Source organism: Micromonospora noduli, from assembly GCF_003264475.1.
Taxonomy (GTDB): Bacteria; Actinomycetota; Actinomycetes; order Mycobacteriales; family Micromonosporaceae; genus Micromonospora; species Micromonospora noduli.
Genome location: NZ_PYAC01000001.1, coordinates 207,790 through 223,171 on the forward strand (window position 1 = coordinate 207,790; position 15,382 = coordinate 223,171).

At 72.3% G+C, this 15,382-nt stretch carries 14 protein-coding genes; 6 read left to right on the top strand and 8 right to left on the bottom strand.

Features of this window, described 5'->3' with window-relative positions; translation table 11 throughout:
- The first annotated feature begins 148 nt into the window (after positions 1-148).
- Positions 149-1,087: an SDR family NAD(P)-dependent oxidoreductase gene (locus MED15_RS00960; RefSeq protein ID WP_112734575.1), complete on the top strand. Its 939-nt coding sequence runs from the start codon at positions 149-151 to the stop codon at positions 1,085-1,087.
- 56 nt (positions 1,088-1,143) lie between these two features.
- On the opposite strand, the gene MED15_RS00965 is transcribed toward MED15_RS00960, so the two are convergent.
- The gene (locus tag MED15_RS00965; RefSeq protein WP_112699386.1) at positions 1,144-1,704 is read right to left on the bottom strand and encodes an NADPH-dependent FMN reductase; all 561 of its coding nucleotides are present in this window, start codon (positions 1,702-1,704) and stop codon (positions 1,144-1,146) included.
- Between the two features lie 137 nt (positions 1,705-1,841).
- Here MED15_RS00965 and MED15_RS00970 point away from each other — a divergent pair, with 137 nt between their 5' ends.
- On the top strand, positions 1,842-2,315 hold the full coding sequence (locus tag MED15_RS00970) for a MarR family winged helix-turn-helix transcriptional regulator (RefSeq protein ID WP_112725085.1): 474 nt from the start codon (positions 1,842-1,844) through the stop codon (positions 2,313-2,315).
- 38 nt (positions 2,316-2,353) lie between these two features.
- Here MED15_RS00970 and MED15_RS00975 read toward each other — a convergent pair whose 3' ends face one another.
- The 7 genes from MED15_RS00975 to MED15_RS01005 form a co-directional block, all read right to left on the bottom strand.
- Positions 2,354-2,854, bottom strand: coding sequence for an anthrone oxygenase family protein (locus MED15_RS00975; RefSeq protein WP_112725084.1), 501 nt, complete (start codon positions 2,852-2,854; stop codon positions 2,354-2,356).
- 48 nt (positions 2,855-2,902) lie between these two features.
- Positions 2,903-4,750 carry an IucA/IucC family protein gene (locus MED15_RS00980; protein ID WP_112734576.1) on the bottom strand — a complete coding sequence of 616 codons (1,848 nt, stop codon included), beginning with the start codon at positions 4,748-4,750 and terminating at the stop codon, positions 2,903-2,905.
- Positions 4,747-5,355, bottom strand: a complete 609-nt coding sequence (locus MED15_RS00985) for a GNAT family N-acetyltransferase (RefSeq protein ID WP_112734577.1) — start codon at positions 5,353-5,355, stop codon at positions 4,747-4,749. Before MED15_RS00985 ends, MED15_RS00980 begins: the two co-directional genes overlap by 4 nt.
- Complete coding sequence (locus MED15_RS00990) at positions 5,352-6,629, bottom strand: lysine N(6)-hydroxylase/L-ornithine N(5)-oxygenase family protein (protein WP_112734918.1); 1,278 nt, start codon at positions 6,627-6,629, stop codon at positions 5,352-5,354. The genes MED15_RS00985 and MED15_RS00990 overlap by 4 nt, the downstream gene beginning before the upstream one ends.
- A gap of 62 nt (positions 6,630-6,691) precedes the next feature.
- Complete coding sequence (locus MED15_RS00995; protein ID WP_112734578.1) at positions 6,692-8,230, bottom strand: pyridoxal phosphate-dependent decarboxylase family protein; 1,539 nt, start codon at positions 8,228-8,230, stop codon at positions 6,692-6,694.
- Between the two features lie 98 nt (positions 8,231-8,328).
- Positions 8,329-9,189 (bottom strand): siderophore-interacting protein, encoded by an 861-nt coding sequence (locus tag MED15_RS01000; RefSeq protein ID WP_112734579.1) that lies wholly within the window; start codon positions 9,187-9,189, stop codon positions 8,329-8,331.
- Positions 9,190-9,193: 4 nt separating this feature from the next.
- Complete coding sequence (locus MED15_RS01005) at positions 9,194-10,225, bottom strand: ABC transporter substrate-binding protein (RefSeq protein WP_112589973.1); 1,032 nt, start codon at positions 10,223-10,225, stop codon at positions 9,194-9,196.
- A 73-nt stretch (positions 10,226-10,298) separates the two neighbouring features.
- Between MED15_RS01005 and MED15_RS01010 the strand changes: the two genes are divergently transcribed.
- The 4 genes from MED15_RS01010 to MED15_RS01025 are packed head-to-tail and all read left to right on the top strand — an operon-like array spanning position 10,299 to position 15,344.
- Positions 10,299-11,411, top strand: a complete 1,113-nt coding sequence (locus MED15_RS01010; protein ID WP_373861162.1) for a FecCD family ABC transporter permease — start codon at positions 10,299-10,301, stop codon at positions 11,409-11,411.
- On the top strand, positions 11,408-12,436 hold the full coding sequence (locus MED15_RS01015) for a FecCD family ABC transporter permease (protein WP_112725125.1): 1,029 nt from the start codon (positions 11,408-11,410) through the stop codon (positions 12,434-12,436). Before MED15_RS01010 ends, MED15_RS01015 begins: the two co-directional genes overlap by 4 nt.
- Positions 12,437-12,465: 29 nt before the next feature.
- Entirely contained in the window at positions 12,466-13,290 is an 825-nt protein-coding gene (locus MED15_RS01020; RefSeq protein WP_112734580.1) for an ABC transporter ATP-binding protein, read from the top strand.
- Positions 13,287-15,344: a penicillin acylase family protein gene (locus MED15_RS01025; protein WP_112734581.1), complete on the top strand. Its 2,058-nt coding sequence runs from the start codon at positions 13,287-13,289 to the stop codon at positions 15,342-15,344. Before MED15_RS01020 ends, MED15_RS01025 begins: the two co-directional genes overlap by 4 nt.
- The last annotated feature ends 38 nt before the right edge of the window (positions 15,345-15,382 follow it).

A 15,382-nucleotide genomic window follows, 5' to 3' on the forward strand; every position in this document is an offset into this window, starting at 1 on the left:
ACAGACTGTAGCCACGCCAGGAAGAGCGTGTTGGCCGTCCGCACAGACCTCCGCGCACGATCGGTGTGAAGGGCGGCGCCGGCACACCGTACGCCGGTACGGCGAGCCGGCACGGCCACGTGAGGACACCCACCGAAGGAAGACGTTCATGTCGGAAACACGCGTCAGCACGCCGTTCAACGCCCAATCCACCGCCGTCGACGTCGTGGCCGGTGTCGACCTGACCGGGCAACGCGCCATCGTCACCGGCGCCTCGTCCGGCATCGGGGTGGAGACCGCCCGGGCGCTCGCCATGGCGGGCGCCGAGGTGACAGTGGCGGTACGGGACGTGCGGGCCGGAGAACGGACCGCGCGGGAGATCGGCGCCGGGACCGGGAACCGGCTGCTCCGGGTCGCGCCGTTGGACCTGTCCGACCAGCGGTCGGTCGCCGCGTTCGTGGCCGCCTGGGACGGGCCCCTGCACATCCTGGTCAACAACGCCGGGGTGTCGGCGACCCCCGAGATGCGCACGGCGGAGGGTTGGGAGTTGCAGTTGGCCACCAACCACCTCGGCCACTTCGCACTCGCCAACGGGCTGCACCGGGCGCTCGCCGAGGCCGGTGGGGCCCGCGTCGTTTCGCTGAGTTCCATCGCCCACGTTTCGGCCCCGATGGTCTTCGAGGACGTCAACTTCCGGGCACGCCCCTATGACCGTCTGCTCGCCTACGGCGAGTCGAAGACCGCCACCGCGCTGTTCGCCGTCGAGGCGAACCGGCGTTGGGCCGGCGACGGCATCACCGTCAACGTGGCCAACCCGGGCGCGGTCGTCACCAACCTGGGACGGCACCTCACCGAGGAGGACTACGCGCAGCTTCCGGCGTTCGACTTCAAGACCCCGCAGCAGGGGGCCGCGACCTCCGTGCTGCTCGCCGCGGGGCCGCAGCTGGAGGGCACCGGCGGCCGGTACTTCGAGGACTGCCAGCAGGCGGTGCGTCACGACCCGGCGGACCCGCTGCGCGGCGTCGCCGACCACGCGATCGACCCCACGGCGGCGGCGCGACTGTGGCAGCTGTCGCTGGACCTGTTCGCCGGCGCAGAGCGTGCCTGAACGCCCGGAAACGGCCGTGGGATCCCCCACGGCCGTTTCCGAAAGGCGCGGAACGCTCAGCCCTTGCGCAGCGGAGCGAGCGCCGCGCTCCAGGCGACCACCTGGTCGAGCGTGGCGGTCAGCGAGTCCTGGTGGAACTGGTTGGGCTTGAAGACGCTGAAGTTCTCGAAGTCGGTGAAGAGCGACAGCGCGACCTGCGAGCGCACGTCGGCCATCTGGAGCTCACCGGAGATCAGACGCAGGTGCTCCACGGCGCGCGTCCCGCCGACCGAGCCGTAGCTGACGAAGCCGACGGCCTTGTTGTTCCACTCGGCGTAGAGGAAGTCGATCGCGTTCTTCAGAGCGCCCGAGGTCGAGTGGTTGTACTCGGGGGTGACGATGATGAACCCGTCGAACGACGCGATCGTCTCGGCCCACCGCTTGGTGTGCGGCTGGGTGTACTGGCCCATCGAGGGCGGGTACGCCTCGTCGAGGTGCGGCAGCTGGTAGTCGAGCAGGTCGATCAGCTCGTACTCCGCGTCGGAGCGCTGCTTGGCGATGTCGAGCACCCAGCGGGCGACAGCCTCGCCGTTACGCCCCGGGCGGGTGCTTCCGAGAATGATCCCGATCCTGGTCATGTGTGGCGCCTTTCAGAGGTCCTTGCCTGACGACGGGAACGCTAACCGGTGCTTGATTGGTCAAGCAAATATGTGGCCTATGGGCGTAGTCACACGGAGGGTAAGCATTTGCTCAGTCAAACAAGTATGATAGGAGGATGCCCAACCCCTCCGCAGCGACTCCACAACCCCTCACCCCAGACGAGGAATCCCTGGTCCGCGCGCTGGGCCAGGTGATGCACGTCCTGCCCCGCGCGATCGACGCGGACATGGTCGGTGACCGTCAGCTGCCGCTCACCGAGTACACCGCGCTGATGAACCTCTCCGAGACACCGGAGCGGCGGATGCGCATGAACGAGCTCGCCGCGCTCTGCCACCTCTCCCTCAGCGGCATGACCCGCACGATCATCCGGCTGGAGACGCAGGGCCTGGTCCGACGGGAACGGTGCGAGGAGGACGCGCGCGGCTGGAACGCCGTCCTCACCGACGCGGGCTACGCCCGCCTGCAGGAGTCCTGGCCCAGTCACCTGGCCGCCGTACGCCGCCGGTTCCTCCAGCACTTCGAGGGCTTCGACCTCGCCCAGCTGGCCCGCGCGTTCCAGCAGGCCGGCACGGCCGACCCGACCGACTGAGCCGACGCCGGCCCGGTCGGTCGCCCTCCCATCCGGCCTCAGCCGAGCAGCCGGCCTTCGACCACCAGCGCCCACGCCAGCAACCCGAAGGCACCGGTCGACGCGACGGCGCGGACCACGTTGCCGCGTACCCAGGTGACCTCGAAGCGCGCCCGCAACGCCGCGAGGTCGGTGGCGTCGTCGACGTCGCCGGCGCGGGCCAGCACGTTGTTGAGCGGCACGTTGACCACGGCGGTGACGCCGAGCACCACCAGGTACAACACCAGCCCGGCGACGATCCACGGCAGCCCTGCCCGACGCTCGGCCCCCAGGTGCAGCGCCGCCGCCAGCAGCGTGAACAGCAGCGCGCCGCCGAAGCACACCGCGAACCAACCGTTGAGGATCGACTCGTTGATCCGCCGCATGGCGAGCACCAACGTCCGGTCGTCGGTGCGGGCCAGACCCGGCATGACCGCGTACGCGAAGGCGGCGAACAGCCCGGCGGTCAGGCCGGTGGTCACTGTGGCGGCGAACAGGCTCGCGGTACTCAGAACTCCCATCCGCCTATTGCACCCGTTGGCGTGCCCGCTGACCAAACGCGATAGCGGTCACCGGGCCCGAGCGTGGGCGGCCAGCGGGTTGGTGAGGGTGCCGACGAACTGGAGCGCCGCCGACGGGTCGGCCAGGTCGATCATCTGCTGGTTGTTGCGCAGTTGCAGCCGGTTGAGGCAGGACAGCGTGAACTCCGGGGCGAACAGGTCGTAGTGGCGGACCCGCTCGGCCAGGTGCGGCACCCGGTCGAAGTAGTCGGCGGCGCAGGCCGCGACAGTGCGCCAGAAGTCGTCCTCGGCGAGCACGCCCGCCTCGACCAGGACCGCGTTGAGGTGCCGCAGGAAGCAGTCCACCACGTCGGTGAAAATGGTCAGCAGCTTGGTGTCGTCGGGCACCTCGACGCGGATCCGCTCCACCGCCGCCGGCAGCTCGACAGTGTCGCTCATCACCGCGATCTCCTCGGCGATGTCCTTGAAGATCACCCGCTGGACGGTGTCCTGCTCGTCGAGGACCAGGATGACGTTCTCGCCGTGCGGCATGAAGGCCAGGTCGTGGGCGTAGAAGCTGTGCAGCAACGGGGTCAGGTAGGCGTCCAGGTAGCGACGCAGCCACACCTCGGGCACCAGGCCGGACCGGGCGATCAGCGCCGCCGCCAGTGAGCCGCCCTCGTCGTCGACGTGCAGCAGCGCGGCCATGGTGGACAGTCGCTCCCCCGGCGCCAGCTCGGGCACCGGGCTCTCCCGCCACAGGGCGGCCAACATCTTGCGGTACGGGGAGGTGCGCTCGGTCGCCGCCTCGTACTGCCGGTGCCGGTAACCCACAGCGGCCCGCTCCCGGATGACGGTCAGACCGGTGCCGGTCAGCACCTCGTCGGCGGCGATCAGGTCGGCCAGCCAGTCGTTGATCGCCGGGGTGGCCTCCATGTAGGCGGCCGACAGCCCCCGCATGAAGCCCATGTTCAGCACCGACAGCGCGGTCTTGACGTAGTGCCGGCCCGGCTCGCTGACGTTGAAGAAGGTGCGGATGGACTGCTGGGCGAGGTACACGTCCGGCCCGGGGCCGAGGTGCACCAGCCGCCGCTCGGCCAGCTCCCCGGCGAAGGTGACCGCCAGCTTGTTCCACCACTGCCACGGGTGCGCCGGGATCAGGTGGTAGTCGGCGAGGTCCAGCCCGAGATCGGCCATCGTGGCCGCGAACCGGGCCCGCGTCTCGGCGTCCAACTCGCTCTCGATGAGCGTGTCGTAGTCGAGGTCGGCGGCGCTGCTGAACGTCGAGTGGTCCCGGTGCGCGGCCAGCCACTCCAGCCGCACCGGCGCTGCGGCCTCCGGGGCGTACCGGTGGTACTCGTCGACGCCGAACCCGAGCCGGCCGTTGTTCGCCACGAAGCAGGGGTGGCCCTCGGTCATCGAGGTCTCGATGGTCTGGAAATCCGCCTCGGCCAGCTCGGCGGCGCTCGGCGCCGCCTGGGTCAGCTTGTACGCCGTACCGGCCAGCGTCGAGGTGATCTCCTCCAGATAGACCGGGAGCACCCGCGCGGAGAGCCCGAGGGTGTCGCGCAGTTCGACGATGAGGTCCACCGCGTCCGGGGCCAGGGCGCTGCCGTCGCGGTGTCGGGTGATGCTGTCCGCGTCGATCTGCCAGTGCGCCAGGGCGAGCACCCGCGCCGCGAACCGGTAGGTGACAGTGCCGTCGTCGCTGCGGACCTCGTACCACTGCCGGTCGTCGGGGCCGGCCACGGCCTCCGGGGTGAGCAGCCGCTCGTGGGTGAACTCGGCGAGGGCCTTGCGGACCAGCAGCCGGTTGGCCCGGGCCCAGCGCTGCGGGGTGAGGTGCCCGACCGGGTCGCCGGGGGCGTTGTGCGCCGTGGCGACGGGCGGGTGGGTGGGTACGGCGGTGGTGGTCACGCCGGGGCTCCTTCGGTTCGGGTGACAGCGGCGCGGTCGGCGGCGACGCGGTCGGAGGCAGCCTGGAACTGGGCTCGGGTGCAGACGCTGAGCAGCGCGTCCTTCTCGGGCTTGGCGATCGGGCCGACGACAGCGAAGCCGACGGCGGCGTTCAGCGCGTGCACTGCGGTGTTGCGCACGTCCGGTTCGACCACCACCCGTCGGGTCGTCGGGTCGTCGAAGAGCCACGCCATGACGGTGCCGATCACCGCCCGGGTGAAGCCGTGCACGGGGGCGTCGACCGGCGCACAGAGGAAGTGCATGCCCACGTCACCGGGCTGGTGGTCGTACAGGCCGACCAGCTCGACGTGGGCCGGGTCGTAGCGCTCCGCCAGGAAGGCGGGACTCCCCCGCCACAGGCCGAGGTACGCGTCGTGGTGCGGGTGCTCGGCGATGCGCCGGTACTCCTCGGCGACCTGGACCAGGTCGGCGTCCTGCATCATCCAGAACGCCGCCTTCGGGTGGGTCACCCAGGCGTGCAGCAGCGCCGCGTCGGCGTCCGGATCGAGCGGCCGCAGCGCGAACTCACCGAGCCCTTCGTCGACCCGGGTGAAGACGCTCGTCACGACGACACCCCGAACTCCTGGAAGGTGATGCTCTTCTCGATCGGGTAGTGCTCCCGGCCGAGCAGCTCGCGGATGATCCAGGAGTTGCGGTAGGCGCCCATGCCGAGGTCCGGTGAGGTGATGCTGTGCGTGTGGGTGCCCGCGTTCTGCAGGAAGATGCCCCGCCCACTGTGGTCGATGCTGTAGTTGCGGGCCACGTCGAAGCGGCCGTGCGCGTCCCAGCGGATCCGGTCTGACACCGGCGTGAGGAACTCCGGCACCCGGTAGTGGTAGCCGGTGGCCAGCACCAGCCCCTCGGTACGCAGCACGAAGTCGCGCTCCTGCTCCACCTGACGCAACCCCAGCGTGTACTGCCCGTCCTGGTGCTCGGCGCTGACCAGCTCGGTGTTGGTGAGCAGGCGGGTGTTCACCGGCCCGTCCACGCTGTGCGCGTAGAGCAGGTCGAAAATGTCGTTGATCAGGTCGGCGTTGATCCCCTTGAACAGGCCCTTCTGCTCGGACTCCAGCCGGTAGCGGGTCGCCTCGGGTAGCGCGTGGAAGTAGTCCACGTAGTCCGGTGAGGTCATCTCCAGCGTCAGCTTGGTGTATTCGAGCGGGAAGAACCGCGGCGACCGGGTCACCCAGTTGAGCTGGTAGCCGTACCGGTCGATGTCGCCGAGCAGGTCGTGGTAGATCTCGGCGGCGCTCTGCCCGCTGCCCACCACCGTGATGCTGCGCTTGGTGCGCAGCGCCGAGCGGTGCTCCAGGTAGTGGGAGTTGTGCACGGCGTCGCCCGGCAGGTCGGCCACGGCCGGGGGCAGGTGCGGCGGGGTGCCGGTGCCGAGCACCAGGTGCCGGGCCCGGTACTGCACGGTCTCCCCCGTGCCGGTGCTGGCCCGCACCACGTACCGCTCGTCGGCGCTGTCGTACTCCACAGTGGTCACGCTCTGGCCGAAGCGCAGGTTCGGCAGTTTCGCCGCCGCCCACCGGCAGTACGCGTCGTACTCACTGCGCAGCGGGTAGAAGCTCTCCCGGATGTAGAACGGGTAGAGCCGGCCGATCTCCTTGAGGTAGTTGAGGAAGGAGTACGGCGACGTCGGGTCGGCGAGGCTGACCAGGTCGGCGATGAACGGGGTCTGCAACCGGGCTGACTCCAGCAGCATGCCGGGGTGCCAGGCGAGGCTCGGCCGGGCCTCCAGGAACACCCCGTCGAGCTCGTCGATCGGCGCGGTGAGGCAGGCCAGGCCCAGGTTGTACGGGCCCAACCCTATGGCGATGAAGTCGTGGGTGGACATCGGGGTCTCCAGGCGCGGGTTCGTGGTCACCGGCGTCAGCCGACGGGGCAGGTCCATCGGCGTCAGCCGACGGGGCAGGTCAGGTCGGCGTCGACGTGGTCGTGCACGTACTGACCGGCGTGGGTGGCGATCAGGTCGAGCACGTACCCGACGTCGTCGACTGTGGTTTCCGGGTTGAGCAGTGTGAACTTCAGGAAGTGCCGGCCGTCCACCCGGGTCCCGGCGACCACTGCGAGACCGGACGCCGCGAGGGCCTCCCGGGCGTGCAGGTTGGCGGCGTCGGCCAACTCCCGGCCGGGGCCGGTGGGCAGGTAGCGGAACACCACGGTGCTCAGCTCCGAGCGCGTCACCACCTCGAAGCGCGGGTCCTCGCTGACCAGTTGCCAGGCGTCGGCGGCGCGGTCGACGACCTCGTCGAAGAGCCCGCCGAGCGCGTCCGGGCCCATCACCCGCAGGGTGAGCCAGAGCTTCAGCGCGTCGAAACGGCGGGTGGTCTGCAAGCTCTTGTCGACCTGGTTGGGGATGCGCTGCTCCACCATCCGGGCCGGGTTGAGGTAGTCGGCGTGGTAGGTGACGTGCCGCAGCGTCCGCCGGTCGCGGACCAGCAGCGCGCTGGAGCTGACCGGCTGGAAGAACGACTTGTGGAAGTCCACGGTCACCGAGTCGGCCCGCTCGATGCCGTCGAGCAGGTGCCGGCGCGTCGGCGAGACGAGCAGACCGCAGCCGTACGCGGCGTCCACGTGCAGCCACACGCCGGCTGCCGTGCAGATCCCGGCCAGGTCCGTGAGCGGGTCGATCGAGCCGAAGTCGGTGGTTCCGGCGGTGCCGACGACGGCCATCACCACCAGCCCGGCCTGCCGGCACCGGGCGATCTCCTCGCGGACGGCGGCCGGCCGGATCCGTCGCCGGGCGTCGGTGGGTACCGCGATCACCGCGTCCGGGGCGAGGCCGAGCAGTTTGGCCGACTTCTGCACGCTGAAGTGACCGGCGGCGGAGGTGAGCACGCGCAGCCGGGGCAGCAGTTCGGCACGCGCCGCCGGGCCGATGGCGTCGGCGCACGCCTCCTCCCGGGCCAGCAGCAGCGCCTGGAGGTTGGACTGGCTGCCGCCGCTGGTGAAGATGCCGTCGGCGCGGTGACCGAGGCCGATCCGCTCGGCCGTCCAGTCGATCAGCCGGCGCTCGATGAGGGTGGCTCCCGCGCTCTGGTCCCAGGTGTCCAGCGAGGAGTTCACGGCGGTGAGCACCGCCTCACCGAGCAGTGCCGGGATGGCCACCGGGCAGTTGAGGTGGGCCAGGTAGCGGGGGTGGTGGAACCAGACGGCGTCGCGCAGGTAGACGTTCTCCAGCTCGTCGAGGGCGGCGCCGGCGTCGCCCAGCGGACGGTCCAGGTCCACCCGGTCGACCAGGGGGGCCAGCTCGGCCGGCGTGATCCCGGTGCCGGGACGGTCCACGGTGGCCACTCGGCGGGCTACCCGGTCGACGCCGTCGGCGATCGTCCGGCGGTACTGCTCGACCGAGCCGCCGTGCAGCAGCTGGGCCCGCGCGGCGGTTGACGCCGGTGGCGGCGTGGTGGTCTCGACGGGGTACGTCGGCACGGTCACGGAATGTCCTTCCACGTTCTCGACGAGGGGCAGCCGGAACCCTCCCCGGCGCGGCGGTGCGCCTCGGGGCAGTGCTGCCGATCGGTTGGGGTCGTCAGTCAGGCGGTGGCGCCGGCCAGCGCCTCGGCACGCAGGTCCTCTTCGGACAGTCCGCGTCGCCAGTAGCCGGCGAAGGTCACCCTCCGGCGGTCGAAGCCGCGCTCGTCGACGAGGTGCCGGCGCAGCGCCCGCACCACGCCGGACTCACCGGCGATCCAGGCGTACGGGGTGCCGCCGGTGGGGAGCCGGGCGGCGCGCACGGAGCTGACCAGCAGGTCACTCCCGGGCGGTGTGCTGCCCCGCACGATCCACCTGATCTCGACGTCGGCAGCGGTGGGCAGGTCGGTGATGTCCGCGGCGTCGGGCACCTCGATCCAGGCGCGCACCCGGGTGCCGGCGGGCAGCCAGGCCAGGATGCCCTCCACGGCCGGCAGCGCGGTCTCGTCGGCGGCGAGCAGTACGAGGTCCGTGCCGTCCGGCGGGCGGAAGCAGACGCTGCGGTTGTCGGGCACCGCCGGGCCGAGCAGCAGCACCCGGTCGCCGGGGCCGGCCAGGGCGGCCCAGCGGGAGGCGGGGCCGGTGTCGCCGTGGCTGACGAAGTCGATGTCGACAGCGGTCTCGGCCGGGCGGTGCTCCCGGATGGTGTACGAGCGCAGCACCGCGCGGACGTCCGCCGGCAGTGCCCGCCAGCCGCCGAACCAGTCCTCGCCCTGCTCGACCGGGACCACCGGGGCGTGCTGCCCGGGGTGCGGCAGGAACAGCGAGACGCTCTGGTCCCGGCCGCCGCCGGCGAAGTCGGCCAGCTCCGCGCCACCGAAGGTGACCCGGATCAGCGAGGCGCCGACCCGACGGGCCCGGACGACGTGCGCGGCGTAGAAGCGGTACTGCGAGGCGATCGGTGCGGTGGCGCTCGTACTCATGGCGTCAGCTGACCTTCTTCGCGTTCCGGATGGCGGTGGCGAGGTTCTCCAGCAGCGGCGCTGAGCCGGCGTACGAGAAGCGGGGTACCGCGTCCCACGGGCTCACCTGGTTGGCCTTGACTGCCGGCAGTTGCTGCCAGGTCGGCTTGGCGGTGAGGTCCTTGGCCTGCAAGGCGGTACTGCGGTTGTCCAGCAGGATCAGGTCGGCCGGGAACTTGCCGGCGCTCTCCCAGCTCAGCGCCTCGAAGTAGTCGCCGGCTTCGAGCTTGGTGGGGACCACGATGTCGACGCCCAACTCGGCGAAGTACATCAGGTCGGTGCTGACCTTCGGGTTGGAGACGTAGAAGAGGTCGGGGCTGCCGGAGCAGGCCATCACCTTGATCCCGGGGTTGGCCTTGACCGCCTGCCGGACCGCCTCGGCGGCGGCGTCGAAGCGGGCCTTTCCGTCGGTGACCTTCTTCGCGGACAGGTCCGCGCCGAGCGACTCGGCCAGCGCCGCGTACCGCTCGATGGGCTTGGTCATCGGCACCCGGGCGGTGGTGATCGCCACACTGGGCGCCAGCGGGAGGATCTTGGCCTTGCTCTCGTCCGGCACGTACCAGAGCGCGTCCGGGTCGTACATGTGGGTGACCAGCAGTTCGGGGCGTAGCGCCGCGTACTTTTCCAGGCTGAACTCGCCCCACACGTTGCCGAGGATCTCGACGCCCTCGACGTTCAGGTCGCCGGCCTGCGGCTCGGCCGTGCCGTCGGCACGCCTGGTCTCACCGAACACGCCCACGAGCTGTTTGTCGAGACCGAAATCGATCAGGGCCGCCGCGACACCGGTGAAGGCCACCACGCGGGTCGGACGCGCCGGGGCCTCAACCTTCGTGCCGCGGTCGTCGGTGAACGACCAGGGGCCACTTCCGTTTCCGGCGGCGGGTTTCGCGGCGTCGTCCTTGCCACAGGCGGCGAGCAGGGTGGCCAGCGTGGCAGCGCCACCGGCGGCCAGCAGGCCACGGCGGGAGAGGCGGCGGGCGGACAGGGCATCGGGCATGGTGTTGTCTTTCGATCAAGGGTTGGCCGGACTCGACCAGGGCAGCGGGGTTAGGTTAGCCTAACCTCGGTCATTGTCAACAGCGGTTCGCCGTGTCGCCACCACCCCGGAGCCCACACTGGACGCCACACCCACCGTCACCCGACCGGCACCGCCCGTGCCGGCCAGGGAAACGGCCGCACCCCCGAGCCGGCGTGGCCGTCGGGCGGCCCGCGCCGCCGGCCTCGTCACCGCCGTGGCACTGCTCGCGGTGATCGTGGTGCTCAGCATCGCGGTCGGCGCGAAGGCCATGCCGCTCGCCGACGTCTGGTCCGGGTTGCTGCACCGCGACGCCACCGAGTACGCCGTGGTGCATCGGATGCGCCTGCCCCGCACCCTGCTCGGGCTGCTCGCCGGCACCGCCCTCGGTGTGGCAGGCGCGGTCATGCAGGCCCTCACCCGCAACCCACTCGCCGACCCCGGGCTGCTCGGCATCAACGCCGGCGCGTCCGCGGCCGTCGCCACCGCCGCCGCGTTCCTGGGCGTCACCGCCGTCGGCGGGTACGTCTGGTTCGCGCTGCTCGGCGCGGCGGCGGTGACCGCGCTCGTCTACACCGTCGGCGGCGGACGCGGCGCCACCCCGGCCCGACTCGCGCTGGCCGGGGCGGCGCTCAACGCCACCCTCTACTCCTACGTGAGCGCGGTGATGCTGCTGGACACCGCGTCGCTGGAGCGGCTGCGTTTCTGGACGGTCGGCTCACTGGCCAGCGCGGACTCCGCGACCGTCACCCGGGTGCTGCCGTTCATCCTCATCGGGCTGCTGGTCGCGCTCGGCGCCGCTCGTCCGCTGAACGCGCTGGCGCTCGGCGATGACGCGGCGCGAGCCCTCGGCGCGCGACCCGCGCTGATCCGCGCCGCCGTGATCGTCGCCGTCACCCTGCTCTGCGGCGCGGCGACCGCCGCGTGCGGACCGATCGTCTTCGTCGGGCTGCTGGTGCCGCACCTGGTCCGCGCCCTGACCGGCCCGGACCTGCGCTGGCTGCTGCCGTACTGCGCGGTGCTCGCACCGGCGTTGCTGCTCGGCGCCGACGTGCTCGGCCGGGTGCTGGGCCGCCCCGGAGAACTCCAGGTCGGCATGGTGACCGCCGTGCTGGGCGGCCCGCTCTTCCTGTGGCTGGTCACCCGCCGACCGGTGGCGCAACCGTGACAGTTCTGCGTACTTCATGGGGGTTGTCGCTGCGGTTCCGGCCCCGCGCGTTGGGCGTCGGGGCCGGCGCGGCGGTGCTCGCCGCCGGGTTCGGTCTGGTGGCCCTGGGCAGTGGTGACTACCCGATGGGGCCGGCGGACGTGCTACGCACGCTGACCGGCGGTGGCAGTGCGGCGGAGCAGTTCATCGTGCTCGAGCTGCGCCTGCCCCGGCTGGTCACCGCCCTGTTGGTCGGTGCGGCCCTGGCTCTCGCCGGCACGGTGTTCCAGTCGCTGGTTCGCAACCCGTTGGGCAGCCCGGACATCCTGGGCTTCACCCAGGGCGCGTCGACCGGGGCGCTGGTGGTGGTCGTCCTCGGTGGCAGCAGCCTGGCGTTGGCCGGCGCGGCGGTCGTCGGTGGCCTCGGCACCGGCCTGGTGATCTACGCGCTCGCCTGGCGGCGCGGAGTGCACGGCTACCGGCTCATCCTGGTCGGCATCGGGGTGGCCGCGATCCTGACCGGCGTCAACGGCTACCTGCTGACCCGGGCGCCTCTGATGGAAGCCGCCCGCGCGGTGCTCTGGCTCACCGGCAGCCTGGACGGGCGAGGCTGGGCCAACGCCGGGCCGCTGCTCGCCGTCCTGGTCGTGTTGGCGCCGCTGGTGCTCGTCGGCTGCGCCCCGGCGCTGCGGATGATGGAGTTGGGCGACGACGCGGCCAGCGCCCTGGGCGTGCCGGTGCGCCGGCTGCGCCTGGTGCTGCTCGCTGCCGCCGTGCTGCTGGTCTCGTTCGCGGCGGCCGCCGCCGGGCCGGTGTCCTTCGTGGCGCTCGTCGCCCCGCACGTGGCGAAACGTCTGACCCGGGCCCCGGGCCCGAACCTGCTGCCGTCGATGGCCGTCGGCGCGGCGCTGCTGGTCGGGGCCGACCTGGTGGCGCAGCGCGCGTTCGCCGGGCACCAACTCCCGGTCGGCGTGGTGACCGGCGTGATCGGCGGCGGCTACCTGGTCTGGCTGCTGGCGATGGAACGTCGGGCGGGCCGGCTGTGAACACCAGTGACGCCCTCGAAGGAGCACCCATGCGACCCGGCGAATCCCGACTCGGCGGCACCGCGCTGACCCTCGCCTACGACCAGCGCACCATCGCCGAGAACCTGACCGTGGCGGTGCCCGACAGGTCCTTCACGGTGATCATCGGCCCGAACGCGTGCGGCAAGTCGACGCTGCTGCGCGCCCTGTCCCGGATGCTTCGCCCCAGCGCCGGTGCGGTGCTGCTGGACGGACGGGACATTCACGATCTGCGGGCCCGCACTGTGGCCCGTACGCTCGGCCTGCTGCCGCAGTCGTCGATCGCACCGGACGGCATCAGCGTCGCCGAGCTGGTCGCCCGGGGCCGCTACCCCCACCAGGGGCTGCTGCGGCAGTGGTCCCGCGAGGACGAACGGGTGGTCGAGGAGTCGATGGCCGCGACCGGGGTCGGCGACCTCGCCGACCGGGCGGTGGACGAGTTGTCCGGCGGGCAGCGGCAGCGGGTCTGGATCGCCATGGCGCTGGCCCAGCAGACGCCCCTGCTGCTGCTCGACGAGCCGACCACGTACCTCGACATCGCCCACCAGATCGAGATCCTGGACCTCTGCGCCCGGTTGCACGAGGAGCAGGGCCGCACCCTTGTCGCCGTTCTGCACGACCTGAACCACGCGGCCCGCTACGCCACCCACCTGATCGCCATGCGCGACGGGCGCGTGGTGGCCGCCGGGGAGCCGGCGTCGGTGGTCACCGCCGACCTGGTGGCGGAGGTGTTCGGGCTGCCCTGCCGGGTGATCGACGACCCGGAGACGGGCACCCCGCTGGTCGTCCCCGCGGCCCGACGCCGTGCCACCACAGTGGCCCCGGAGCCGGCGTGAGCGAGCACAGCGGCCGGCGCTTCCGCGACCCGTGGGGGGTGCCGCACCTGCGGGCCGACGACCCGCTCGCGCTGGCGGCAGCGCAGGGCCGGGTGACCGCGTACGACCGGGCCTGGCAGATCGAGGTCGAACGGCACCGCGCCCAGGGCACCAGCGCGGCGTTCCTCGGCCCCGACGCGCTCGGCTGGGACCGGTTCGTCCGGCAGGTCCGGCTCGACGACACCGCACGCCGCTGCCACGCGGCACTGGACCCGGCGACCTCCGAGTGGGTGGGCGCCTACGTGCACGGCGTCAACGCCGCTCTCGCCGCCGGGGCGGCCCGGTCACCGGAGTTCGCCGCCACCGGGCTGCGCCCGGGTCGGTGGGAGCCGTGGACGCCGCTCGCGGTCTGGCTGGGCCACCACATCCTGTTCGCCGGGTTCCCCGGCAAGCTCTGGCGCGAGCACGTGGCGCAGCGGCTCGGGCCGGACGCGGTCGACCTGTTCGCCACCGACGGACCGGCAGTGGCCGGCAGCAACGGGTGGCTGCTCGCCGCCGAGCGCACCGGCACCGGGGCCGCGCTGCTCGCCGGCGATCCGCACCGGTTCATCGAGGATCCCGGCGTCTACCAGCAGATCCGGCTGGCCTGCCCGGAGTACGACGTGGTCGGGTTGGCGGTGCCGGGTGTGCCGGGCATCGCGCACTTCGGGCACGCCGGTCCGGTGGCCTGGGCGATCACCAACGCGATGGCCGACTACCAGGACGTGTACGCGGAGCGGCTGCGCCGCGACGGCCCCCGGGTGCAGGCGCTCGGCCCGGACGGCTGGCGACCGGCGCACCGCCACGTCGAGACGATCGAGGTGGCCGGGGCCGAGCCGGTCGAGGTCGAGGTGGTGGAGACCGATCGTGGTCCGGTGATCGCCGGTGGGCCGGACGACGAGAATGCCGTCAGCCTGCGCTACCCGCCCCGGGTCCGGGGCGACCTCGGTTTCGCGACGCTGCCGGAGCTGCTGCGCGCCCGCACCGTTGCCGACGTGGACCACGCGCTGCGGCACTGGGTGGAGCCGGTCAACGTGGTGCAGGCGGCGGACACCGCCGGAGGGCTGTTGCACCGGGTCGCCGGTGCGGTGCCGGTGCGGCACCCGGGAAACGGCCGGCGGGTGGTCCCCGGATGGGACGCCGCGTACGCCTGGCAGGGCTGGCACGCGCCGATGCCCCGCGCCGAGGTGGTCGGTCGGTCGGTGATGGCCAACGAGCGCGGGCTGGCGGCGCCACTCGGGGTGGAGTTCGCCGCACGGCACCGGGCGCATCGCATCGCCGAGCTGCTCGACGCCCGTTCGGCCTGGACGGCCGACGAGATGGCCTCGGTGCACACCGACACGTACCTGGGCGCCGCCGGGCCGCTGCTGGAGGTCCTCGCCGAGTCGACGGACCTCGGTCCGGCCGCCGCCGCGCTGCGTGAACGACTGCTGCGCTGGGATCGTCGGATGGCCGCCGACAGCACTGACGCGGCGGCCTACGCCCTCCTGCGGGCGGCTGTCGTACGCCGGATCGCCGCCCACCCGGCGTTGGCCGAGCTGGCCGAGCTGCCCGCGTACCCCGAGGTGTTCGCGCCCTGGCTGGCGCTGACGCCGCGCGTCGGTCACGCGCTGGAGCACCTGCTCGGTGCGACCCCGCTGCCCGGTGTGGACATCCCCGCGCTGGTACGCGCGGCGGCCGAGGAGGTCGGCGACGCGGCGGCCGGGCAGGTGCCCTGGGGGGACCTGCACCGGCTGGCGCCGTGGCGGGCCCTGCCCGGCCCGGACACCGGGCCCGGCCCCCGGCTCGACGGTGACCACGACTGTGTGTTGGCCACCTCCAGCGTGCCCGGGGTCACCCACTGGTGCTTCCGGGGGCCGGCGGCGCGCTTCGTCTGGGACCTGGCCCGCCGCTCGGACAGCCGCTGGGTGGTCCCCCTGGGCGCCTGCGGGGTGCCCGGCGACCCGCACCACGACGACCAGAGCGCCGCCTGGCTGGCCGGCGACCTGCTGCCGGTCATCACGGACTGGGATCAGCTCGCCGAGGAACTGCACTGACGGCACCGGCCGCCGCTCGGGTGTGTCGCGCACCCCGA

Coding starts and splice junctions, on each gene's coding strand:
- MED15_RS00965 (WP_112699386.1), bottom strand. CDS start 1,704: ATGACCAGGATCGGGATCATTCTCGGAAGCACCCGCCCGGGGCGTAAC.
- MED15_RS00960 (WP_112734575.1), top strand. CDS start 149: ATGTCGGAAACACGCGTCAGCACGCCGTTCAACGCCCAATCCACCGCC.
- MED15_RS00975 (WP_112725084.1), bottom strand. CDS start 2,854: ATGGGAGTTCTGAGTACCGCGAGCCTGTTCGCCGCCACAGTGACCACC.
- MED15_RS01005 (WP_112589973.1), bottom strand. CDS start 10,225: ATGCCCGATGCCCTGTCCGCCCGCCGCCTCTCCCGCCGTGGCCTGCTG.
- MED15_RS01000 (WP_112734579.1), bottom strand. CDS start 9,189: ATGAGTACGAGCGCCACCGCACCGATCGCCTCGCAGTACCGCTTCTAC.
- MED15_RS00990 (WP_112734918.1), bottom strand. CDS start 6,629: ATGTCCACCCACGACTTCATCGCCATAGGGTTGGGCCCGTACAACCTG.
- MED15_RS01020 (WP_112734580.1), top strand. CDS start 12,466: ATGCGACCCGGCGAATCCCGACTCGGCGGCACCGCGCTGACCCTCGCC.
- MED15_RS00970 (WP_112725085.1), top strand. CDS start 1,842: ATGCCCAACCCCTCCGCAGCGACTCCACAACCCCTCACCCCAGACGAG.